Annotated in this window: 17 protein-coding genes and 2 pseudogenes; 7 read left to right on the top strand and 12 right to left on the bottom strand. The window is 73.6% G+C overall.

The features are described from left to right. Positions 1-354: 354 nt before the first annotated feature. The gene (locus ACFW6P_RS01750) at positions 355-1,587 is read right to left on the bottom strand and encodes a M20 family metallopeptidase (protein WP_386422781.1); all 1,233 of its coding nucleotides are present in this window, start codon (positions 1,585-1,587) and stop codon (positions 355-357) included. Between the two features lie 270 nt (positions 1,588-1,857). Here ACFW6P_RS01750 and ACFW6P_RS01755 point away from each other — a divergent pair, with 270 nt between their 5' ends. Then, on the top strand, positions 1,858-2,586 hold the full coding sequence (locus tag ACFW6P_RS01755) for a class I SAM-dependent DNA methyltransferase (protein ID WP_386422674.1): 729 nt from the start codon (positions 1,858-1,860) through the stop codon (positions 2,584-2,586). Positions 2,587-3,015: 429 nt separating this feature from the next. On the opposite strand, the pseudogene ACFW6P_RS01760 reads toward ACFW6P_RS01755, so the two are convergent. From ACFW6P_RS01760 to ACFW6P_RS01775, 4 genes and pseudogenes are all read right to left on the bottom strand, one after another. After that, positions 3,016-4,068, bottom strand: a pseudogene (locus ACFW6P_RS01760) (hypothetical protein); the annotation flags it as partial. A 46-nt stretch (positions 4,069-4,114) separates the two neighbouring features. Then, a complete protein-coding gene (locus tag ACFW6P_RS01765) occupies positions 4,115-5,053 on the bottom strand; it encodes an N-acetylneuraminate synthase family protein (RefSeq protein ID WP_386422676.1) in 939 nt (312 codons plus the stop codon). 13 nt (positions 5,054-5,066) lie between these two features. Next, positions 5,067-6,332: a cytidylyltransferase domain-containing protein gene (locus ACFW6P_RS01770; protein WP_386422677.1), complete on the bottom strand. Its 1,266-nt coding sequence runs from the start codon at positions 6,330-6,332 to the stop codon at positions 5,067-5,069. A 35-nt stretch (positions 6,333-6,367) separates the two neighbouring features. After that, positions 6,368-7,714: a DUF6716 putative glycosyltransferase gene (locus tag ACFW6P_RS01775; protein WP_386351394.1), complete on the bottom strand. Its 1,347-nt coding sequence runs from the start codon at positions 7,712-7,714 to the stop codon at positions 6,368-6,370. A gap of 198 nt (positions 7,715-7,912) precedes the next feature. Between ACFW6P_RS01775 and ACFW6P_RS01780 the strand changes: the two genes are divergently transcribed. The 4 genes and pseudogenes from ACFW6P_RS01780 to ACFW6P_RS01795 all read left to right on the top strand — a co-directional run bounded on the left by ACFW6P_RS01780 (position 7,913) and on the right by ACFW6P_RS01795 (position 12,538). Next, on the top strand, positions 7,913-8,899 hold the full coding sequence (locus tag ACFW6P_RS01780) for a glycosyltransferase family 2 protein (RefSeq protein WP_386351397.1): 987 nt from the start codon (positions 7,913-7,915) through the stop codon (positions 8,897-8,899). Next, a complete protein-coding gene (locus ACFW6P_RS01785) occupies positions 8,899-10,230 on the top strand; it encodes an alpha-2,8-polysialyltransferase family protein (RefSeq protein ID WP_386351400.1) in 1,332 nt (443 codons plus the stop codon). The genes ACFW6P_RS01780 and ACFW6P_RS01785 overlap by 1 nt, the downstream gene beginning before the upstream one ends. 181 nt (positions 10,231-10,411) lie before the next feature. Continuing rightward, entirely contained in the window at positions 10,412-11,566 is a 1,155-nt protein-coding gene (locus ACFW6P_RS01790; RefSeq protein ID WP_386422678.1) for an acyltransferase family protein, read from the top strand. A gap of 63 nt (positions 11,567-11,629) precedes the next feature. Next, positions 11,630-12,538: pseudogene (locus tag ACFW6P_RS01795) on the top strand (class I SAM-dependent methyltransferase). Between the two features lie 68 nt (positions 12,539-12,606). On the opposite strand, the gene leuE reads toward ACFW6P_RS01795, so the two are convergent. Both leuE and ACFW6P_RS01805 read right to left on the bottom strand, forming a co-directional pair. Next, on the bottom strand, positions 12,607-13,251 hold the full coding sequence (leuE, locus tag ACFW6P_RS01800) for a leucine efflux protein LeuE (RefSeq protein WP_386422680.1): 645 nt from the start codon (positions 13,249-13,251) through the stop codon (positions 12,607-12,609). Positions 13,252-13,305: 54 nt separating this feature from the next. Then, positions 13,306-14,886, bottom strand: coding sequence for a methylmalonyl-CoA mutase (locus tag ACFW6P_RS01805; protein WP_386422682.1), 1,581 nt, complete (start codon positions 14,884-14,886; stop codon positions 13,306-13,308). Positions 14,887-15,022: 136 nt separating this feature from the next. Between ACFW6P_RS01805 and ACFW6P_RS01810 the strand changes: the two genes are divergently transcribed. Continuing rightward, positions 15,023-15,847: a L,D-transpeptidase family protein gene (locus tag ACFW6P_RS01810; protein WP_386351411.1), complete on the top strand. Its 825-nt coding sequence runs from the start codon at positions 15,023-15,025 to the stop codon at positions 15,845-15,847. Positions 15,848-16,026: 179 nt separating this feature from the next. Here the strand turns inward: ACFW6P_RS01810 and ACFW6P_RS01815 are convergent, their stop codons facing one another. The 4 genes from ACFW6P_RS01815 to ACFW6P_RS01830 all read right to left on the bottom strand — a co-directional run bounded on the left by ACFW6P_RS01815 (position 16,027) and on the right by ACFW6P_RS01830 (position 19,865). Then, positions 16,027-17,052 (bottom strand): hypothetical protein, encoded by a 1,026-nt coding sequence (locus tag ACFW6P_RS01815; protein WP_386422683.1) that lies wholly within the window; start codon positions 17,050-17,052, stop codon positions 16,027-16,029. Then, a complete protein-coding gene (locus tag ACFW6P_RS01820; RefSeq protein ID WP_386351587.1) occupies positions 17,052-17,726 on the bottom strand; it encodes an RNA polymerase sigma factor in 675 nt (224 codons plus the stop codon). The genes ACFW6P_RS01815 and ACFW6P_RS01820 overlap by 1 nt, the downstream gene beginning before the upstream one ends. Positions 17,727-18,155: 429 nt before the next feature. Next, complete coding sequence (locus ACFW6P_RS01825) at positions 18,156-19,085, bottom strand: hypothetical protein (RefSeq protein WP_386422684.1); 930 nt, start codon at positions 19,083-19,085, stop codon at positions 18,156-18,158. Positions 19,086-19,247: 162 nt separating this feature from the next. Continuing rightward, positions 19,248-19,865, bottom strand: a complete 618-nt coding sequence (locus tag ACFW6P_RS01830) for an RNA polymerase sigma factor (RefSeq protein WP_386351420.1) — start codon at positions 19,863-19,865, stop codon at positions 19,248-19,250. Between the two features lie 319 nt (positions 19,866-20,184). On the opposite strand from ACFW6P_RS01830, the gene ACFW6P_RS01835 reads away from it, so the two are divergent. Beyond that, positions 20,185-21,333: a peptidoglycan recognition protein gene (locus ACFW6P_RS01835; RefSeq protein ID WP_386351423.1), complete on the top strand. Its 1,149-nt coding sequence runs from the start codon at positions 20,185-20,187 to the stop codon at positions 21,331-21,333. A gap of 49 nt (positions 21,334-21,382) precedes the next feature. On the opposite strand, the gene ACFW6P_RS01840 is transcribed toward ACFW6P_RS01835, so the two are convergent. Continuing rightward, positions 21,383-21,778 carry a hypothetical protein gene (locus tag ACFW6P_RS01840; RefSeq protein ID WP_386351426.1) on the bottom strand — a complete coding sequence of 132 codons (396 nt, stop codon included), beginning with the start codon at positions 21,776-21,778 and terminating at the stop codon, positions 21,383-21,385. Positions 21,779-21,887: the final 109 nt, after the last annotated feature.

The raw sequence follows: 21,887 nt of genomic DNA on the forward strand, positions 1-21,887 counted from the left end.
GACCGGCACGGCCCGGCCCGGTGGGGACGTACAAACCCCCGACCGGCACGGCCCGGCCCGGTGGGGACGTACAAACCCCCGACCGGCACGGCCCGGCCCGGTGGGGACGTACAAACCCCCGACCGGCACGGCCCGGTGGGGACGTACAAACCCCCGACCGGCACGGCCCGGCCCGGTGGGGACGTACAAACCCCCGACCGGCACGGCCCGGCGGGGTGGGGACGTACAAACCCCCGACCGGCACGGCCCGGTGGGGACGTACAAAGGCCGACCGGCGCGGCACGGCGGGGTGGGAGTCGGGCCGTCGGGGCCGCGCCGCGCCCGGTGGTCTCTCCGGGGAGGTCCGGGGAGCGGTCAGCGGAGGCCGTCGACCAGGGCCGCCGCCGTGAAGAGCTCCACGCCGACCGTGATCGCCGACTCGTCGACGTCGAAGTCGCCCTGATGGAGGTCGCGGACGTGGCGCTCGCCGGGGGTGCGGACGCCCAGCCGGGCCATCGCGCCGGGGACGTGCTCCAGGTACCAGGAGAAGTCCTCGCCGCCGAGGCTCTGCTCCGTGCCGACGACGGAGTCGACCCCGCGGCGGGCGGTCATGGCTTCTCGGAGCAGCTCGGTCACGCCGGGCTCGTTGACGACGGGTGGGACGCCGCGCACGTAGTTGATCTCCGACTTGGCGCGGTACAGGTTCGCGATCTCGTCGATCGCCGCGACCACGACGTCGGGCGCCTGCCGCCAGGCCTCGATGTCCAGGCAGCGCACCGTGCCGGACAGCTCGGCGTGCTGCGGGATGACGTTCGGCGCGTGGCCCGACTCGATGCGGCCCCAGGTGATGGCGAGCCCGCTGCGGCTGTCGAAGCGGCGGCCGACCAGGGCGGGGACGTCGGTGACGACCCGGGCTGCGGCGGTGACCAGGTCGGTCGTGAGGTGCGGGCGGGCGGTGTGGCCGCCCGGGCCGTCGAGGCCGATCTCCAGCCGGTCGCACGCGGAGGTGATGGGACCCTCCCGGAGTCCGATCCTGCCGGCGTCCACCCGGGGGTCGCAGTGCACGGCGATGATCGCGCCGACCCCTTCCAGCACCCCGCCCTTGATGGCGTCGGCGGCGCCGCCGGGCAGGACCTCCTCGGCGGGCTGGAAGACCAGCCGGACGGGGCGCGGCAGCAAACCCCGCTGGTGCAGGTCGGCGAGGACGAGACCGGCGCCGAGGACGACGGTGGTGTGCACGTCGTGGCCGCAGGCGTGCGCGCGGTCGGGCACGGTCGAGCGGTACGGGCAGTCGGCCTTGGTGTCCGGGATGGGCAGGCCGTCGATGTCGGCCCGCAGGGCGAGCATGCTGGGACCGCCGTCCCACTGCGCGCCGGATACGCCGATGTCACAGACGAGTCCGGTCCCGGTGGGGAGGACGCGCGGCTTGAGCCCGGCCCTCTCCAGCCGTTCCTTGATCGCGGCGGTCGTGCGGAACTCCTGGTTGCCGAGCTCCGGGTGCATGTGCAGGTCGCGGCGGAACGCGATGAGCTCGGCGCGCAGAGCGTCGGGCAGCGCGCCGGGGAGCACCGCTCCCGCGGGAAGATCGACCTCGGACTCCGGTGACATCAGTGGCTTCACCCTTTGAAGGGTAGGGCGACTCGGGGGTCACCTGACCCTGGATCAACAAAACTTCAGCCCGTTAGGGGGAGAAAACGTGGCCGCCGGACGCATGACTGTCAATCGAGGTGGGTAAACTGGCCCGCCTTTTGGGTCGAGTCGGTCATCCCACCCGACGGAGTGTGACGTCGAGCACATCCGGGTCACAGCTCCGGTATCCCTCCATACTCCTTCACGGATACCACGCTGTGCGCGGCGAACACCGGCGCGTTCGCCCGCATGACGAGCGGCACCGACAGGGTGCGCCCCGTGCGCGCCGACAGCCCTGGGTTCCTGCAGTCCACACGGGCCTCGTACGACGCCATCGCGGAGGCGTACAGCGCCGAGCATCCCGACAGCCTGGCCGGGAGACCGCTGGAGGAGGCCCTGCTCACGGCCTTCGTGCGGCCGGCCGGGACGGCCGGGGCGGAGTCAGGGCCTCCGGTCCCCGACCTCGGCAGCGGCCCCGGATACGTGACGGCCCGGCTGCACGCCCTGGGGCTTCCGGTCTTCGGTATCGACGTCTCGCCCCGCATGGTGGCCCTGGCCCGCCGGGCGCACCCGGGGCTGCGGTTCCACGTCGGCTCGATGACGTCCCTGGACCTGCTGGACGAGTCCCTCGGCGGCGTCGTCGCGCTCTACTCGGTCATCCATGTGCCGGACGACCACCTGCCGTCGGTCTGCACCGAGTTCCACCGCGTCCTCGTGCCGGGCGCACCGGTCCTGCTCGGCTTCCAGTCCGGTGACGAGAACGGCCGTACGCGCCTGTCCGAGCGCTACGGCCGGGAGATCTCCCTGGACTACCACTGGCGCACCCCGGACACGGTCGCGGCCCGGCTCACGGCCGCGGGCCTGGAGCTGTACGCGAGGGTGCTGCGCGAGCCGGAGGAGGGGGAGAAGAGGCCCCGGGCGTTCCTGCTGGCGCGGAAGCCGACGGGGGACCGGGGCCGGGCCCCCGTCGGCACCTGAGGAACACACCGGGCCTCGACCGGGGTCGGACCCGCTTTCACGCCCCCGAGAGGGTCCCGTCCATCAGCCGGCGGCCACGTTCGGGACGGTGCCGGTCAGGCCCACGGCGCCGGTGAGTCCAACGGTGCCGGTCAGTCCAACGGTGCCGGGCGGCGCCGCGAGCGTCGCCTTCGCCGGCGTACCCGACCCCGCCTCCCCGGACGAACCCGCCGGACCGGCCGAACCCTCGACGCCGGGCGACGTCGCGGAAGTGGCCTCCCGCGCCCCGGGCACCCCCGTACCGGGCGGCACCGGAAGCATCGCCTTCGCCGCCGTACCCGACCCCGCCTCCCCGGACGAACCCGCCGGACCGGCCGAACCCTCGACGCCGGGCGCCGTCGCGGAAGTGGCCTCCCGCGCCCCGGGCACCCCCGTACCGGACGCCTCGCCCACCCCCCGCACCCGGTCCACGTCGCGGGCCGCGCCCGTCACGCCCGACAGGAAGCCCTGCGCGCGGGGGGAGGCCGTCCGGGTCAGCCAGGTCGGGTCGATGTCGCAGACCGCCACGCGTACCTCCGTGCCGGACAGGGCGAGGGGGAGGGTGTGGACGACCGTGGACGGGAAGCTGAGGATCGTGCGGCCGATGGGGCCGCGGCGGGCGATCAGTTCGAGGGGGAGTTCGGGGCGGACGATCTCCAGGCCCGTCTCGGCCGCGAGGCGGCGGAGCTTGTCCGTGTTCTCGCGGCGGTGGGCGAAGTAGCGCGTGGCGCCGTGGGTCCCGGCCAGGGCGCGGACGGCCTCCAGGTAGCGGTCCTCGTCCACCACGCCGGTCTCCACCAGGGAGGTGCCCACCAGGTCCGCCCCCTTGGTGATGCGGGGCGGGCCGAAGCGGGCCCGGGTCCAGGCGAAGTCGTGGGCGGTGACGGTGACGCCGGCCGGGGTCTCCGCCATCGGCATGGAGGAGAAGATCTCGACGCGGCGGCTGCCGCCGGGGGTCAGACGGCGGCGGGCCGAGGAGGACACCGGCGCGAAGAGCAGGTCCCGCGGGCCCGGTCGGCCGCCCTTGCGGTGCCAGCGGACCAGGCGTTCCCCCCGGGCCAGCTGCCCGACGAACTCCATCGTCGCGGTGCCGTCGTCGACGACGACCAGGTCACGGGCACGGGTGATCGTCAGGAGCAGCTGGACGTAGCGGGAGAACGGGTCGCCCAGGACCACGCGGCGTGCCCTGCGGAGCAGGCCCGCGAGGCCGCCGATGGTCTGGAAGGGCGCCAGGGGGCCGCCGCGCGCCTCCTCCCAGCGGACCTCGTGCCCCTCGTCGCGGGCCAGGTCGGACATCCGCCGCAGCTGGCCGCGCGTCATCGGGTCGACGGGGGACAGCACCACGAGGGTGAGCCCCGCGCCGGGCGCGTGCGCGTGCGCCCACTCCAGCACGTTCAGCAGCTGTACCGGGCTCTCGACGAAGGCGAGAGTGTGGGGGCCGGCGTTCCCGGCGCGGGGGCTCATCGACGTACGACCGTCCCGTCGTTGGGGGGGGGTGGAGGTGGTGCGCTCAGACGCCGACCGGCTCGCCCGCCGCGGCGGCGATCTCCGCCTCGGCGACCACGCCGGTGACGCGGCGCAGCTTCTTCATCGGGCCGAGCTCGGACTCGTAGACCTTCTTCACGCCGTCGCCGAGGGAGGACTCGATCGTGCGGATGTCGCGGACGAGGCGCGTCAGGCCCTGCGGCTCGACGGAGGCGGCCTGGTCCGAGCCCCACATGGCGCGGTCGAGGGTGATGTGGCGCTCGACGAAGGTGGCGCCCAGGGCGACCGCGGCGAGGGTGGTCTGCAGGCCGGTCTCGTGGCCGGAGTAGCCGATCGGGACGTTCGGGTACTCCTGCTGCAGGGTGTTGATGACCCGCAGGTTGAGCTCCTCGGCCTTCGCCGGGTAGGTCGACGTGGCGTGGCACATCAGGATGTTGTCGGAGCCGAGGACCTCGACCGCGTGGCGGATCTGCTTCGGCGTCGACATGCCGGTGGAGAGGATCACCGCGCGGCCCGTGGCGCGCAGCGCCTGCAGCAGCTCGTCGTCGGTGAGGGAGGCGGAGGCGACCTTGTGGGCGGGGACGTCGAACTTCTCCAGGAAGGCGACGGCCTCGGTGTCCCACGGGGAGGCGAACCAGTCGATGTTCTTCGACGTGCAGTAGTCGTCGATCGCGCGGTACTCGTCCTCACCGAACTCCACGCGGTGGCGGTAGTCGATGTAGGTCATGCGGCCCCAGGGGGTGTCGCGCTCGATGTCCCACTGGTCGCGCGGGGTGCAGATCTCCGGGGTGCGCTTCTGGAACTTGACGGCGTCGCAGCCGGCCTCGGCGGCGGCGTCGATCAGCTTGAAGGCGTTCTCGAGCTCGCCGTTGTGGTTGATGCCGATCTCACCGCAGACGTAGACCGGGCGGCCCGGGCCGACCTCGCGCGAACCGAACCGGCGGATACGGGAGTTGGTGCTCATGGCAGAGATGTCCTTACTTGGTGAGGGAATCGAGAGAGGGGCCGAGGATCCAGCTGGCGATCTCTCGGATCGCGCCGTCGCCACCGGGGACGGTGGTGACCGCGCGTGCGGCGCCGCGCACGACGTCGTGGGCGCTCGCGACCGCCACGGGCCAGCCGACGAGGGCGAAGCACGGGAGGTCGTTGACGTCGTTGCCGACGTAGAGCACGCGCTCCGGCGCGATGCCCTGCTCCTCGCACCACTGCTTCAGCGCGAGGTCCTTGCGGTCGATGCCGTGGAGCACCGGGAGCCGGAGCTTCCGGGCCCGGGCGGCGACCACCGGGTTCTGTTCCGTGGACAGGATCAGCATCTTCAGGCCGCTGTCGCGCAGGGCCGCGATGCCGAGTCCGTCGCCGCGGTGCACGGAGACGAACTCCCGTCCCTCGGAGTCGATCAGCACCCGGTCGTCGGTCTGGGTGCCGTCGAAGTCGAGGACGACCGCGTCGATGTCGCCGGCGGTCGGGAGGGCGCCGGGCCTGCCCGCGTCGAACAGCGGCGCGAGGGCCCGGGCGCGGGCCAGGTCGTGCGGGTCGTCGACCTCCAGGACCCGGGCGGGGTCGGTGCGCACGAGTTCCGTGCGGCCGAAGAAGCGGTGCCCGTGCTCGCGGAAGCCGGTCGCCTCCATGGCGTAGGCGGCGCCGGTCTCCAGCAGGTCCTGGGGGCGGTCCTGGCGGCGGGGCCGGAACGACTTGTCGTGGTTGACGCCGTAACCGCCGCCTGCGGCCGCGTCGTTCTCCGCGACGGAGCCGGCCGCCAGCGCGTCGTCGGCGTCGCGCCAGACGAACCCGTGGAAGGGCGCGACGGTGACGGCGGTGTCGGCGCCGTTCTCGGCGATCGCGCCGGCGACCCCGTCGATGTCCTCACGGACGAGGAACGGGCTGGTGCACTGCACCAGCAGCACCACGTCCACCGGCGCCCCGTGCAGGGCCTCGTGGGCGTCCATGGCGTGCAGCACGGCGGCCTCGGAGGTGGCGGTGTCGCCCGCGATGGCGGCCGGGCGCAGCACGACCTCGGCGCCGGCCTGCCGGGCGGCGGCGGCGATGGCCTGGTCGTCGGTGGAGACGACGACGTCGGTCACGAGCCGTGCGGCGCGGCACTCGCGGACCGCGCGCGCCACCAGCGGCACCCCTCCGACGGGCAGGAGGTTCTTCGCGGGCACGCCCTTGGAGCCGCCGCGCGCGGGGATCACCGCGAGCACGCGGCGCACGGAGGAGCCTTGGCCGGCTTCCGGTCGGGACATGGGGTCTACTCCTCGGTCAGGGGTCTCGGGGCGGCTCACAGCTCCCCCATCCGCCGGATGACGGGCGCCACGCGCTGCACGCCGTGCCGGTAGGCGCCGCGCGCCGCCCGGCGCACGATCTGCCGGACCGGTCCGGGCTCCTTCTCTGCGGCGGGCGCGCCGGGCAGCGGCGTGCCGTCGGGGCCGAGGTGGTGGCGGGCGAGGATGCCGGGCAGGTAGCCGGGCGCGGTGACGGGGGTGTAGTACGGGGTCAGCGGGGGCAGGCCGCCGGGCCGGTCGAGCAGCTTCGCGATGCGTTCGCGGGCCATGTCGAAGGCCGAGTCGTAGGAGCCGTCGGCCACCACGCCCTGCCGGGCGACCCACTCCGCGTCCGGTTCGGGCCGGTGACCGGCGTCGAGCTGGTCCCAGGACGCGAGGCAGCCGGAGCCGACGAAGTGGTGGTTGCCGAGCGACTCGCGGACGCCGAGGTCGGTGAGCACGGCCGTGGGGATGCGGCGGTGCAGCGACTCCAGGGCGGCCGTGGAACTGACCGTCACCAGCAGGTCGGTGCGGTCGAGGACCTCGCCCATGTTTCCGTACACCAGGCGGAAGTTGGCGGGCGGGTCGAGCCGCTGCACCAGCTTCTGGTACGGCAACTCCTCGATGTGGGTGGTGTGTTCGCCCGGCCGGGAGCGCAGCTTCAGCAGTACCTCGCGCTCGGGGTGCCGGCGGGCGTGCTGCACCAGGCGGTCCAGCAGGTACGTACGGTCCTTGCGGCTCTCGGGGACCGAGGGCTGGGCGGCGAAGACGACGGTGCGGGGGTCGTGTTCACCCGCGTACGGCGCGCCGCCGAGGAACGGCAGGGCCACCTCCGTGACCGAGGAGGCGTCGGCGCCCACTCCCTCGTAGACGGCCCGGAAACGCTCCGCGTCCTGGCGGGAGTTGGCGAGGACGAGGTCCGCGCCGTGCCGGAGCAGCAGGCCGTCGGCGAGTTTCTCGTAGACGACGCCGACGTAGCCGGTGACGACGACGGGCCGCGCGGTGCGGTGCTCCCAGACGCGCCCGAGGCCGTGCAGCATCGCCTGCACACCGCCGCCGACCAGGGCGAGGACGAGGACGTCGTAGGACTCCTCCGCCATGGCGCGCAGGAACTCGACCGCGGTGACCTCGCGCAGCGAGTCGGCGCGCACGCCGACCTCCCGCAGCTGGCGCGGGGTGGGCGTGGCCCGGCCGCGCAGCAGGTATCCGTCGAGGACGGGGCCGACTTGCGGCGTCTCGTGCGCTCCGGTTTCCATGGACGGTCCCGGGGCGACGCGGTCCGCGGTCAGCGCACCCCATTTCCATCGGGTGTCGGAGTCCGCGAGGACGGCGATGCGCGGGCGCTTCGGTGTACTTGCTGGCACGTCGACGACGCTAGGAACCGAATTCTAGGTACGGCGGAACCACGACTCAACGAAACGTTAACAACAGCCCACCGAGAGCCGAACTGGCCCGCCGGAAAGCTGGAAGTACACGCGGTGCACCGTTCTGACACATTGAGTTCACCCGGTGTACGCCCTTCGGAAAGTTCCGCTGCCGGGCGAACTCCTAACGTTTCGCGGGTGCCTAAGCTTTCCGTGATCGTGCCGTTCTACAACGTGCGCCAATATGCCCCGGACACCCTCAGAAGCCTCCGGCTGAACGCCGACCCGGATTTCGAGTTCATCCTGGTCGACGACCACTCGAAGGACGAAACCCCGGCCATTCTCGAACGGGCGGCCGAGGAGCTCTCGGATGTCGCGCAGGTGCGTTACATCCGACACGAGAAGAACGGCGGTCTCGCCACCGCACGCAACACCGGCCTGGACGCGGCCCGGGGCGAGTACCTGACGTTCCTGGACGGCGACGACTGGCTCGCCCCCGGTTACCTCACCGAACTGGTGTCCGCGATGGACACGTTGGGCTGTGACTTCGTGCGCACCGACCATGTGCAGGCCACCGCGCGCGCCCGTTCCGTGCACCGGGTCCCGGTCGGCCGCCGCTGGGAGGCGTTCGACCCGCGCGAGGCGATCCTGCCCGCGCACCGCTCCACCTCGGTCGACTACGCCTACGCCTGGGCCGGCGCCTACCACCGCCGCCTGGTCGACAAGGGGTTGCTGCACTTCACCGACGGGCTGCGCACCGCCGAGGACCGGCCGTGGATCTGGAAGCTGCACCGCGAGGCGGAGTCGTTCGCCGTGGTGAGCCTGCTCGGTGTGTTCTACCGGCGCGGGGTGGCCTCCTCGCTGACCCAGATCGGCGACGTCCGCCAGCTCGACTTCATCCGGGCCTTCGACCAGGTGATCGAGGAGACGGCCGCCGACCGGGAGGCGGACCGGCTGCTGCCCAAGGCGGTGCGCACCTACTGCGCGATCATCGCCCACCACCTCTCCAACGAGGACAGGTTCGAACCGGCCGTGGCGCGGCAGCTGCGGTCGATGAGCGCGGCGGCCATCAGGCGGATGCCGCAGGACGCGCTCACTGACGCACTGGAGGCCATGGACATGGACCGTTCGGCGAAGCTGCGGCGGCTGCGGCGCCGGGTGACCACGACGGGAGCGGCCGCCTGATGCCCGGGACGACCCAGATCTTCTGCGCCTCGACGCTCTACGGCGTCGCCACCCTGGCCGCCGCGATCGACTCCGACCTCTTCGAGGAGCCGGACCGCCGGGTGCTGCTGGTGTTCAACAACGCCGCGACCCCGGAGACCACCCCGGCCCTGGACGAGATGCCGGGCTTCGAGCCGCTGCGCGCGCACTTCGACGAGGTGCTGTCCTGGAACGAGGCGATCCGGCCCTTCCACCCGGGCGCCTGGACACCCCGCGCCGACGACGTCCCGCTCTTCGAGCGCTATCTGCGGATGCTGTGGGGCCTGGGTGACGACCGGGTCAGCCTGGTCCTGGAGTCCCTCCAGGTCGCCCCCGCGCTCACGGTGGCCCAGCTCTTCACCGACGCGCCCGTCGACGTCTACGCCGACGGCCTGATGAGCTACGGCCCCACCCGCAACAAGCTCGACCCGCTGGTCGGCACGCGCGTGCGGCGGCTGCTGCACCTCGACCTGGTGCCGGGGCTGACGCCGATGCTGCTCACGGAGTTCGGCGTGCCGGCGCGGCTGGTGCCGACGCCCGCGTTCCTCAAGGTGCTGGGCGAGGTCACCGAGACCGTGCCCCGGCTGCCCGCCGTCCCCGGCGACGCGGCGCTGCTGCTCGGCCAGTACCTGTCGGCGCTGGACATCCTCTCCCCGGAGGAGGAAGAGGACCTGCACGTGCGGATGATGCGGGGCGCCGTCGACCGCGGCCACCGCACCGTCGTCTTCAAGCCGCACCCCACCGCACCGGCCCGCTACAGCCGCGCCCTGGAGACCGAGGCGGACAAGCTCGGCGTCGACCTCACCGTGCTGGACACGCCCGTGCTCGCCGAGGTGCTGTTCGACCGGGCCCGGCCCGCCCTGGTCGTCGGCTGCTTCTCCACCGCCCTGTTCACCGCCTCCTCGTTCTACGACCTGCCGGTCGCGCGCATCGGCACGGAGCTGCTGCTGGAGCGGCTGACGCCCTACCAGAACAGCAACCGGGTCCCCACCACCCTGGCGGACGCGCTACTGCCCGATCTGGAGAGCGGCGGGGACGGCGACGTGGTGCCGGCCGAGCGGCTGCCCGGTCTGCTCACCGCCGTCGGATTCACCATGCAGCCGCAGATCTACCCCGAGCTGCGCCCGCAGGCGGAACAGTTCCTTTCCGGCCATCTCGGGCCGCGCACCCGGCGGTATTTCAAGAAGCGCCGGCTCACCTCGCTCGGACTGCCCGGCGGAATTCCGCAGCGGCTGGCCTTTCTGCCGCGCAATTCCACGGCACGCCGGGTGGTCCGGCGCGCACGGGCCCTGCGCAAGGCGGTGCGCCGCTGAAGAGGAGGCCGTGCCCGGCGGGCCGCCCCGGCGACCTCCAGATGAACCCAGGGAAACCGGCAGGCGAAGCCTCTTGCCGTCGAACGTCATGGCGACCCTTCACGTCCTAGGGTGACAGGCGCCCTGCCCGCCCCCAGGCGGCCCAGGTGAAGGTCGGACGAGCCACACAGAGGTTTCCAGCGTGACCGAGACGGTCGTCAGCACCCCCAAGCCCCAGCCCGGTCCCGCCGCGCCGGCCGCACCGCCGGGCGCCCCGGCCGAACCGCGGCGCCGGGAGAGGTCCACGGGCCGGCTGCGCGCCCTGGACGGACTGCGGCTGGTGGCGGCGCTGATGGTGGCGGCCTACCACTACGGCGGGCGCGACGGCGAGGTCACCGACGCGTGGGGCACCTCCCCCAAGGAGCAGTTCCCCACGCTGCACGAGTACTTCGCCTACGGCTGCCTCGGTGTGCAGGTCTTCTTCGTGATCAGCGGGTTCGTGATCTGCATGAGCGGCCGGGGCCGGCCGCTGAAGTCCTTCTTCGCCTCCCGCGCCTCCCGGCTGCTGCCCGCCTACTGGGCGGCGGTCGTGCTGGTGACGGCCGTGTTCGCACTGCCGGTGGTGGCCTACCGGGCTGTCTCGCCCAGCGACGCCCTGGTGAACCTGACGATGCTGCAGATGCCGCTGGGCGTGGACCGGGTGCTCGGCGTGTGCTGGACGCTGTGGGCCGAGGTCCGCTTCTACGCCCTGTTCGCGTTGTGCGTCGTCCTGCCGGGGGCCACCCGCCGCCGGATCGTGCTGTTCTGCGCGGGCTGGACGCTGGCGGCGGTGATCGCCGAGAACGCGCGGATGCCGCTGCTGGACATCGTGCTGATGCCCGAGTACGCGCCCTTCTTCATCGGCGGTGTCGGCCTGTACCTCGTCCACCTCGACCGGCGGGACGTGTACGGCTGGGGCATCGTCGCCGTGAGCTGGCTGATCGGACAGCACTACGCGGTGCGGGAGCTGTGGCACGCGCCCGACGCGGGCGGGTTCTCCTACCGCTCCGCCACCGGCATCGTCCTCGTCGTCACCCTGGGGTTCGTGGCGGTGGCGGCGATCGCGCTGGGCCTGCTCCGCCGGGCGGACTGGCGCTGGCTGACGGTCGCGGGCGCGCTGACCTACCCCTTCTACCTGGTACACGAGCATCTCGGCTGGGTGGCCGTCCACGCCCTGCACCGCGGGCTCGGTCTGCCGTCGGCGGTGACTCTCCCGCTGACGGTGGGGGCGATGCTGCTGCTGGCGTGGCTGCTGCACAGGTATGTCGAGAGGCCGCTGACACCACGGCTGCGAGCGGCGCTGGCACGAGCCCGCTGAGCTGGTCACGAGACGTTCGGCCGGCCGTCGGTCCGGGCAACGCTCAGGGAGAAGGCTCGTCTCATGACCCATGCACAAGCGGCCGGCACACCCCCCGGTGAACTCGCCGGCGTCCCGGGCTGGTTCCCACCGCTGGACCAGACGCTCCCACCTGGTTCACGGAACGGCGGCAGAAGCACGGCACGCGCGGGGACCTGCTGGAGGTCGGCGTATACCCGGGCAGGAGCGCGATCCCGCTCGGCCACCACCTGCGGGCCGGTGGGACGTTCACGGTCTGCGGCCTGTTCGAGGGCGACGTCCCGGACGAGGCCAACCGGGCGGAGTCCTCGCAGTCGTACGCCACGCTCACCCGGCAGGCCTTCGAGCGCAACCACCTGTCCTTCCACGACGCCCCGCCGACCGTGATCGCGTCCCCGAGCTCGATGGTGTCCGAGCGGGTGGCCCACGGCAGCTGCCGCTTCGTCCACATCGACGCCTCACACCTGTACGAGCACGTGCACGGCGACATCGGCGCGGCCCGCGAGATCCTGCTGCCGGAGGGCGTCGCGGTCCTCGAGACTTTCGCTCCGAGCGCACTGCGGGTGTCTCGGTCGCCGCCTGGGAGGCCGTCCTCAACCGGGGCCTGCGCCCGATCTGCCTCAGCACGCAGAAGATGGACGGCGCCTGGGGCGCTCCCGGGCCGCTCCCGGAGGAGCTGCCGGAGACGCTGCGGCTGCGCACGGACGTCGGGGTGAGCGTGCAGGAGGCCGCCGGGCAGCGGCTGATCCGCACCCGCTCCCGGGGCATCATGCCGCCGCCCTCCCCGACCTCGCGGCTCTGCGTGGTGCCCGTGCCGACGCGGCCCGCCGCCGTCGAGCCCACCGTGGCACCCGCCGCCCGCCCGGCCCCTCCCGCGCCCGCCGGCTCGTGAAGGACCTGCTGCCGCCCGTGGTGACCCGGGCCGTGCGACGGGCCCGGGCTCGCCGGTCCTGACGCCGGGCGTCACGGAAAGCCGTACCGCGTCCCGATCCCGTCGACGAGGAGGACCGGGCTGCCGTCCCTCAGCTCGCCAGCGACAGCTTCACCGCGAAACCCAGGAACAGCGCGCCCGCGGCCGAGGTCGCCCCCGCCGACAGGCGCCTGCGGCGACGGAAGGCGGCGGCCAGCCGGGTGCCGCCGAAGATCAGCGCGCTGAGGTACAGCACGCTGGCGAGCTGCGCCAGGACGCCGAGGAGGACGAAGGACAGGGCGGGATGGGCGTACGCCGGGTCAACGAACTGCACGAAGAAGGCGACGAAGAACAGGATCGCCTTGGGGTTGAACAGGCTGACGACGAGGGCGCGGCGGAACGGCCGCTCGGCGGCGGGCCCTGCGGCCTCGTCGGCGGCGGCGCGCTCCGCAGGCGTGCGCCACATGGCCCACGCGGCGCGCATCATGCCGAACGCCAGCCACGTCAGATAGCCGGCCCCGGCGTACTTCACGATCCCGAACAGCACGGCGTTCGTCTGGAGCAGGGAGGCGACCCCGGCCGCGGACAGCGTCATCAGCACCGCGTCCCCGCACCAGACCCCCGCGGCGGCCGAGTACCCGGAGCGCACGCCGCGGCGGGCGGCCACCGACAGCACGTACAGCGAGTTGGGGCCGGGCAGCAGGATGATCAGGGCGAGGCCGGCCAGGTAGGTGGGCAGATCGATGACGCCGAACATGCCCAGGAGTGTCGCACGGAGGTCCGGGACCCGTATACGGCCCTCACCCGCCGGTCAGAAGGCGTCCGACGGGACGTGTGTGCCCCAGACCTCGCGCAGTGCGGTGCAGATCTCGCCGATGGTGGCGTGGGCCCTGAGGGCGTCCTTCATGGGGTACAGGACGTTGTCGTCGCCTTGGGCCGCCGTCCTCAGGGCGGCCAGGGCGGTGCCGACGGCCGGCTGGTCGCGCCGGGCGCGCAGGGCGGCCAGGCGTTCGGCCTGCGCGGCCTCGATGGCGGGATCCACGCGCAGCGGTTCGTAGGGTTCCTCCTCGTCGAGCCGGAAGCGGTTGACGCCGACCACGACCCTCTCGCCGGCGTCGGTCTCCCGGGCGATGCGGTAGGCGTTGCGTTCGATCTCCTCCTTCTGGAAGCCCTGTTCGATGGCCTCGACCGCGCCGCCCCTCTCCTCGACGCGGTCCATGAGCTCCCCCACCGCCTCCTCCAGGGCGTCGGTCATGCTCTCCACGACGTAGGAGCCGGCGAACGGGTCGACGGTGGCGGTGACGTCGGTCTCGTGGGCCAGGACCTGCTGGGTGCGCAGCGCCAGGCGGGCGCTCCTGCCGGTGGGCAGGGCGATGGCCTCGTCGAAGGAGTTGGTGTGCAGCGACTGCGTGCCCCCCAGCACCGCGGCCAGGCCCTGCACCGCCACCCGCACCAGGTTCACCTCCGGCTGCTGGGCCGTCAGCTGCACCCCGGCCGTCTGCGTGTGGAACCGCAGCATCCACGACTTCGGATCCCGCGCGCCGAACTCCTCGCGCATCAGCCGCGCCCAGATCCGGCGCGCGGCCCGGAACTTCGCCACCTCCTCCAGGAGTGTGGTGCGGGCGACGAAGAAGAACGACAGGCGCGGGGCGAAGGCGTCGACGTCCATGCCCGCCGCCATCGCCGTGCGCACGTACTCCACGGCGTCGGCCAGGGTGAAGGCGATCTCCTGCGCGGGTGAGGCACCGGCCTCGGCCATGTGGTAGCCGGAGACCGAGATCGTGTTCCAGCGCGGCAGCTCCGCGCGGCAGTACCGGAAGATGTCCGCGGTCAGCCGCAACGACGGCTTCGGCGGGAAGATGTAGGTCCCCCGCGCGATGTACTCCTTCAGCACATCGTTCTGCACCGTCCCGGTCAGCTTCTCCCCCGGCACGCCCTGCTCCTCCGCGACCAGCTGGTACAGCAGAAGCAGGACCGCCGCCGGAGCGTTGATCGTCATCGACGTCGAGACCCGGTCCAGCGGGATCCCCCCGAACAGCACCCGCATGTCCTCGATCGAGTCGATCGCCACCCCGACCCTGCCGACCTCCCCGTGCGCCAGGGGCGCGTCCGAGTCGTGGCCCATCTGCGTCGGCAGGTCGAACGCCACCGACAACCCCGTGGTGCCCTGCTCGATCAACTGCCGGTAACGGGCGTTCGACTCGGCCGCGGTGCCGAAACCCGCGTACTGGCGCATCGTCCAGGGACGGCCGGTGTACATCGTCGGATACACGCCCCGCGTGAACGGATACCCACCAGGCTCCCCCAGCCTCTCCCCCGGATCCCAGCCCTGAAGAGCACCCGGCCCGTAGACCGGCTCGATCGGCAGCCCCGACTCCGACTCGCGTGTCATGGTGTGATGCCTCCCGCAGAGTGACCTCGCTCACCACCATGCCCCCAGGTTCGCGACGGGTCACGCCCGGGGAACATCTGAGGTGGCATCCGGGTACACCGGTGGGACGGCGGGGGGTCGTGTGCGTATCACGGGCATGGGGAGAGCGATCGCGGCGGGCGTCGCCGTGCTGGCCGCGCTGACCGGCTGTACCGTGCAGGCACCGGGCGGGGGCGGCACGGGCCGCTCGCCGGTGCACATCGAGCTGCCCGACGGCACGCCCTCGCCGGGGCGCACACCGGCGGGCGGCGGGGGAACCGCCGCCCCGCCCGGTGACGGCAAGGCCCTGTCCCGCGTGCTGTGGTCGCCGGGCGACTCCGGGCGCGACGTCCGCGAGCTGCAGGCGCGGCTGCGGCAGGTCGCCTGGCTGTTCGAGGGACCGACCGGGACGTACGACGAGGCGACCGAGCGGGCGGTCAGCGGCTTCCAGGGCAAACGGGGGCTGCCCCGCACGGGGCGGACCGACACCGTCACCTGGCAGCGGCTGCGGGGGATGACCCGTGAGCCGGGCCGGTGGGACCTGTACCTGATGGGCGGCCAGCCCGCCGATCCGCCGGACGCGCGCTGCCGGACCGGCCGGGTGCTGTGCATCGACAAGACCAGCAGGACACTGCGCTGGATGATCGACGGCCGGACCCTGTCGACGATGGCGGTGCGCTTCGGCTCGGAGTACACCCCCACCCGCGAAGGTGTCTTCTCGATCTACTGGAAGTCCCGCGACCATGTGTCGACGCTCTATGGCTCTCCCATGCCCTACGCGATGTTCTTCAGCGGCGGCCAAGCCGTGCACTTCTCGGCGGACTTCGCCGCCCGGGGCTACGCGGGCGCCTCGCACGGCTGCGTCAACGTCCGGGACGAGGGGGCGGTCGCTGCGCTCTACGCCCAGGTCCGCGACGGCGACAGGGTCGTCGTGTCCTGGTGAGCGGCGAGGAGGGGAGTGGGGCGCGGGCGGGACCGGGGGAACGTGTCCCGCCCGCGCTCAGCTGCACGAGCCGTAGGTACGGGGGGAACCCCGGCTCTGTGCGAGGGCCGATGACCAGTCGGCTCACTCATTACTGCGCGCGAGCGGCCGAAAACGTCACACCCTCGGCCGGAAAATTTTCAGTCCGCACGAAACCCCAGTTCAGAGGCGGGCGAGGGACGCCGGTCCGAGCCGTGTTCCTCGTCCCTCTCGGTCCGCTGGTCGGTCTTCGGCTCGGCCCGGTCCTGCTGGCCGCCCTGGCCCTCGCCCGTGCCCTGGCTCGTGCCCGTGCCCTGGCTCGTGCCCGTGCCCTTGCTCTGGCCGCCCTGGTCCGTTCCGTCGTCCTCGCTCCCTGCGGAGCCGGGATGCGTCCCGGACAGGACGTCGTTGCAGTACGCGCCCACGCCCGCGCCGCTCGCCGCCTCGCGCAGGGCGCGCTTGCCGTCGGCGTCCAGTTGCCCGGTGCGCAGAGCGCGGCAGGCGGAGGCGATCTCCTCGGGGGTGTCGCCCGCCCGGCCCTCCGTCCCACGGGAGCCGGCCCCGGGTGCCGCGTCGCCGTCGGTCTCCTCGCGTCCGGGCGTACGAGCACCTCCCGTCGCGGTGCCGTCCGGGGTGCCGCCGTCGGCGGTGGAGCCGCCGCGCACGGCGTCGCTCGGGGAGGGGGACGCCAGGGGCCGGTGGGGAGGTGTGACGACGGCCGAGACCGAGGCACCGGGCCGGGGCTCGTCCTGGCCGAACGGCCCGCCGAGGACTCCGGTTGCGGCCGCGGCGGTGACCCCGCCGACCATGCCGGTGGCCAGGACGGCGGCCAGGACCAGGCGCGCGGGGCGGGTTCCGCGGGACCGCCGGGCGCCGCCGCCGCGCGGGGTCGCGATCCGGACGAGACCGGCGTCGACGGCCCGCGAGGCGGCGCGTCCGCGGTCCGCCGCGTGCACCGCGGCGGCGTCCGCGCTTTCGGCTCGCGCCTCGCGGAAAGCGGCCATGGCGGCCGCCTCACCGGGGAGTTCCTCACTGGTCGGCGGGGGTGTGGCGGACAGTGCGGCGAGCGTCCCGGCGAGCCGTTCCGCCTCGTCGCGGGCGGCGCCTTCGAGGGCTTCCGGTGGCTCTCCGCTCAGCAAACGCTCCGCCGTTTCGCGGTCCAGCCACCCGTACTGCTCGTCGGCCATCACACATCCTTCTGCGTCCGCGCGACGCTGTGCGTCACACCTGCGGACGTTACGGCACCACCGTGCGGTTCTCGCTGGGGCGGCAGGGCGTCGAGCACCCCGGCCGATTCCGGATCGGTCTGCGCACTCTCGCCGAGCAGCTCGGCGAGGCGCTTGAGACCGCGGTGCGCGGCCGTGCGGACGGCACCCGGGCGTTTGCCGAGGGTCTCGGCGGCGGTCTTCGCGTCCAGCCCCACGATCACGCGCAGCACGACCGCTTCGGCCTGGTCCTGCGGCAGCCGGGATATCAGGGAGAACATCCCGTCGGTGGCGAGCGCCTCGATGGCCTCACCGGCGGTGTCGGACACCGCGGCCCGGCCGGTCAGTTCGGTCTCGTCCCCGCCGATCGCGGGCCGGCGCCCGCGCATGCGGATGTGGTCCAGGGCGCGGTTGCGGGCGACACGGGCGGCCCAGCCGCGGAACCGGTCGGCGTCGCCGACGAACCGCTCCAGGTCGCGGGCGATCTGCAGCCACGCCTCGGACGTCACGTCCTCGGCGTCGGGGTCGCCGACCAGCGTCCGTACGTATCCCAGCAGCCGCGGGTGCACGGCGCGGTACACAGTCCGGAAAGCGTTCTCGTTCCCGTCCTGTGCCGCGCGCACCGCGGCGGTCAGCTCCGCGTCGTCCCCCAGCACCGCGCGCCCTTCTGCGCCCAGACCGGCACCGCTGTCGCGGACCGGGATCTCGCCGTCGTGATTGCTCATCGGGTGGTTGCGGTCTCGAGCCGCAGGTGATGGCGGCGGTCTTACCGCCACGGATGTGGGCGCGAAAGGCACGTTACGACCTGAAACCACTCGACGTCCATGTCCGCCCGCGTCGCAACTAAGCCGTGACACGACGGGGTGTGACACAAACCGCACCCCGGACGCTGTAGGAAGTACGGGCCGCCGCGCGGCCCGTGCCCGCGCGACGGCCGGGGCCTCTCCTGTGGGGGGTGGCGGCCCCGGCCGTCGTCATGGCGGCACCCCGGCTCCCCCCACGGCGGGGCCGGACCCACCCGTGACCACCCCGGCATCGCTGTGCGACGCGGCCGGTCCGGTGCGGAGTTCTGATTCCCGATCGGCTTACGGGCGGCCGCTGTTGGGCCGCCCGGGCCGGCCCTCGGTCCGCGACTCGCCGCCACCACCGGAGGCGCCGCTGCCGCCGCTGCCGCCGCTGCCGCCGTTGCCTGCGCTGTCCCTTCCGTTGCCCGCGGCTCCCGAGCCGCTCTCCCCCTGCCCGGCGCCGTTGCCGGCGCGACCGGCTCCGGGGGTGGCCGACTTCTTCCCGGGCGGGGTGGTGTCACCGGGCTTCGCGTCGTCCGGCTCGGACTGTCCGGTGCAGTACGCCGTGATGTTCCTCTCACCGCCCGCGGCGTCCACGAGGCGCTGCCAGGCCGTCGCGTCCATCGACCTGCCGCGGCCGCCGGCCTCCTCGTAGGCGCGGCAGTGGGCCTCGGTGTCCTGCGCGGGGGCGGGACGCTCCGGGGAGGCGGAGCCGCGCGGGGCATCGGGGGGCCGGACCTGCGAACGCCCGTGGGCGGGGCTGGAGGCGGGCGGACGGCCGCGCTCGCCGGAGTCGTCGGGGGAGTCCGACGAGCCGATCGCCGCGACCGCGACACCGCCCAGGGTGAGGCTGGCGAGCAGTACGGAGAGCGTGGCCTTCAGCGAACGCCCCGGATGCAGCCGCTTCCGGGGCCGCCAGTCGTCGCGGCGACGGGAGCGGGCCTGCAGCGCACCGGCGTCGCGAACCGCCCGGAAGGCCGCCACGGCGCGCTGCTCCGCGTCGGCGTCGATCGGCTGCCGCAGGAGTGCGCCGGCGAGGAGCGCGTGCAGTTCGGCGTCGTCGAGGACGGAGGAGGCGCCGGGGTGGCCCGGGTGGCCGAGGCGGGCCGTCGCGGGGTCGCCGGACGGCCGGCCGCCCGCGCCCCCGGGGGCCCGATGGCCGCCGGCGGAGTTCCCGAGGTGTACATGCCGACGGCCGGGATGCCCGCCGTCGCTCTGATGTTCACCCATGTCCGGTTCCGTCCCTGCTCGATCCACGCGTCCCGCGTGGCCGTCCGGGTCCCCACGACCCGGCCGGCCGGCCCGGTACTCCGGGCCTCTTCCGTACGTCTCGCCCGTCCGTCCCGTTCAGGGCGGCGGGCCCGGCGGCCGCGCGCGGTCCGCCGACGTCGCTCATGTCGACCCCCCCAGCGTCCGGGGAGCCTCATCCGTCACACCAGCGCCGCCCAACTGGGCGGCGAGACGTTTCAGCCCCCGGTGGGCGGCCGTGCGCACGGCGCCCGGCCGCTTGCCGAGGACGCGGGCGGCGGCGGGTCCGTCCAGACCCACCACGACGCGCAGCAGCACGGCCTCCGCCTGGTCCTGCGGCAGCCCGCGGACCAGCCGGAGCGCGCGCTCGGTGGACAGGGCCTCCAGCGCCTGCTCGTGCGTGCTGTGCGGCCCGGGCAGGTCGAGCAGGTCCTGCTCCAGCGCTGCGGACTGCGGCCGCACCCGCCGCCGGCGCAGGTGGTCCAGCGCCCGGTGCCGGGCGATGGTCGCCGTCCAGCCGCGGAAGCCGGCCCCGTCGCCCTTGAACCGCCCGAGGTCCCGGGCGATCTCCAGCCAGGCCTCGGACGCCACGTCCTCCGCGTCCTCCCCCACCAGACCGCGCACATAGCCGAGCAGTCCGGGCTGCACGATCCGGTAGGCGACCGCGAAGGCCGCCTCGTCGCCGTCCTGGGCCCGCGCGACGGCCGCGCCCAGTTCCCCGTCGCGCTCGTGCACGCGCCGGGGCTCCCCTCGCTGGCCCAAGAACCGTCCTCGTGTCTGTGGCATGTCCTCCACGCTCAACAGCGCCGCGCCGCGGGGAAGTGTCACAGCGCCGGGTGCGCTCCGCTCCCGGCACGGGCCGCCTCGGGCCCTCCCGGACGCCCGCGGACACCCGCCCTGGGCCTCCGCTGACGCCGTGACAGCTCGTGTGCTCCACCGGCGCGGCGCGCGGCCGGCCGGTCCCGGTGGGGCGTCCTCCGTTCGCCGGATTCTTCCGGGACGGCGACCGGACGGCGCGGCCCGGGGGGAATGACGGTCAGGACATCACCGCCGCCCCCAACGGACCGGAGACGGACCCCGAATGACACGCTTTCTGCTGCGCACCGCCGTGGCCGCGGCCCTGACCCTCGGCACCCTCGGCCCGGCCCTGCCCGCCGCCGCCTCCTCCTCGGACGGCGTGCACACCGTCCGGCTGCCGGACGGCGATCCGCACGAGCGGTCCCTCGCCCCGCGCACGACCGAGCCGTTCAGTCTGCTCGGTGTCACCTGGGACGACCCGGACGCCTCCCTGGACGGCACCGCGTACGTGCGCACCCGCTCCCGGGAGAGCGGCACGTGGAGCGCCTGGCACCCCTTGGACGCCGACGTGCACCCGCCCGAGACCGGTCCCGACCGCGCGCGTGCGGGGGTGCGCGGCAGCACGCAGCCGCTGTGGACGGGACCGTCGGACGGCGTCCAGGTGCGTCTGTCGGGCACGCGGCTGCCCGAGGGGCTGCGCGTGGAACTGGTCGACCCCGGCAGCGGGCCCGCCCGGGCCGTGCACGCCGTGGAACCGGCCCCGGGTCCGCTCGCGGCCGAGCGCCCCGCCATGACGTCCCGCTCCGCCTGGGGTGCCGACGAGTCCCTGGTCAAGGACCCGCCCACCTACACCGGCGCCACCAAGGCGATGTTCGTCCACCACACGGCGGGCACCAACGACTACGCCTGCTCCGAGTCGGCGTCGATCGTGCGCGGCGTGTTCCTCTACCACGTGCGGAGCAACGGCTGGAACGACATCGGCTACCACTTCCTCGTCGACAAGTGCGGCACCGTCTTCGAGGGCCGTGCGGGCGGCGTCGACAAGCCCGTCCTCGGCGCGCACGCCTACGGGTTCAACACCGCCACCAGCAGCGTCTCGGTGCTCGGCGACTACTCCGCCACGGCGACCAGCCCCGCGGCGCGCGAGTCGATCGCCGAGCTGGCGGCCTGGAAGCTCGGGCTGTACGGGCTCGACCCGACCGGGACGGTGGTGCTGACCGCGGGTGCCGACAACGGCAAGTACGAGCTGGGTGAGAAGGTCACGATGCACCGCATCCCGGGCCATCGCGACGGCTACCCGACCGAGTGCCCCGGCCAGGAGCTCTACGACGACCTGCCCGAGATCCGCACCCTGGCCGGGAAGGCCGGCACGCCCGACCAGCCCGCCCCGGAGCCGGCGAAGCCCCAGGACGAGAACGGGCTCACAGGCTGACGGCACTGCCCCCCGGCGGAGGTGTCGACCCCACACGAGCACGACACGGCTAGGGCCGGGACCCGGCGCCCACCGCGTCCCGGCACAGCAGCCGCAGTGATCCGCTCCCGGCGTAGCAGCGGCCGGCCTCGGCGATCGGGTCCCACAACCGCCCGTCGGGCGTGCGGATCCAGTGGTCGCCGCCGGACGCCCACCACTCGGCGCCGGTCTGACGGGCCAGCACCTCGCCCGCGTAGGCACCGAAGCCCCGCAGCACCTCCTGCACGGCCGCGGCCGGTGCGCCCTCCCGCCGTATCTCCTCGATCATCCGGTCGACGCTCCACAGACTCTGCGCCGAGTAGTCGAGGCGGAGCCGAGCTCCCTCGCGCATCGTCGCCACCGTGTCCGCCGCCCACCGCCGCGGCTTCGCCGCCGCCGAGGGCCTGGTCTCCGTTTGAGTCGTCACATCCGGGAAAGCGCGCGGGCGGGGTGTTTCGTCACACGAGATCGGCGCCTCCCCCGAAGCGGCGCAGGACCGCCGCACCGCACCCGAGGGACGGTCACAGGATCTTCCC

Origin of the sequence: Streptomyces sp. NPDC058741 (genome assembly GCF_042746715.1) — a bacterium.
Taxonomy (GTDB): Bacteria; Actinomycetota; Actinomycetes; order Streptomycetales; family Streptomycetaceae; genus Streptomyces.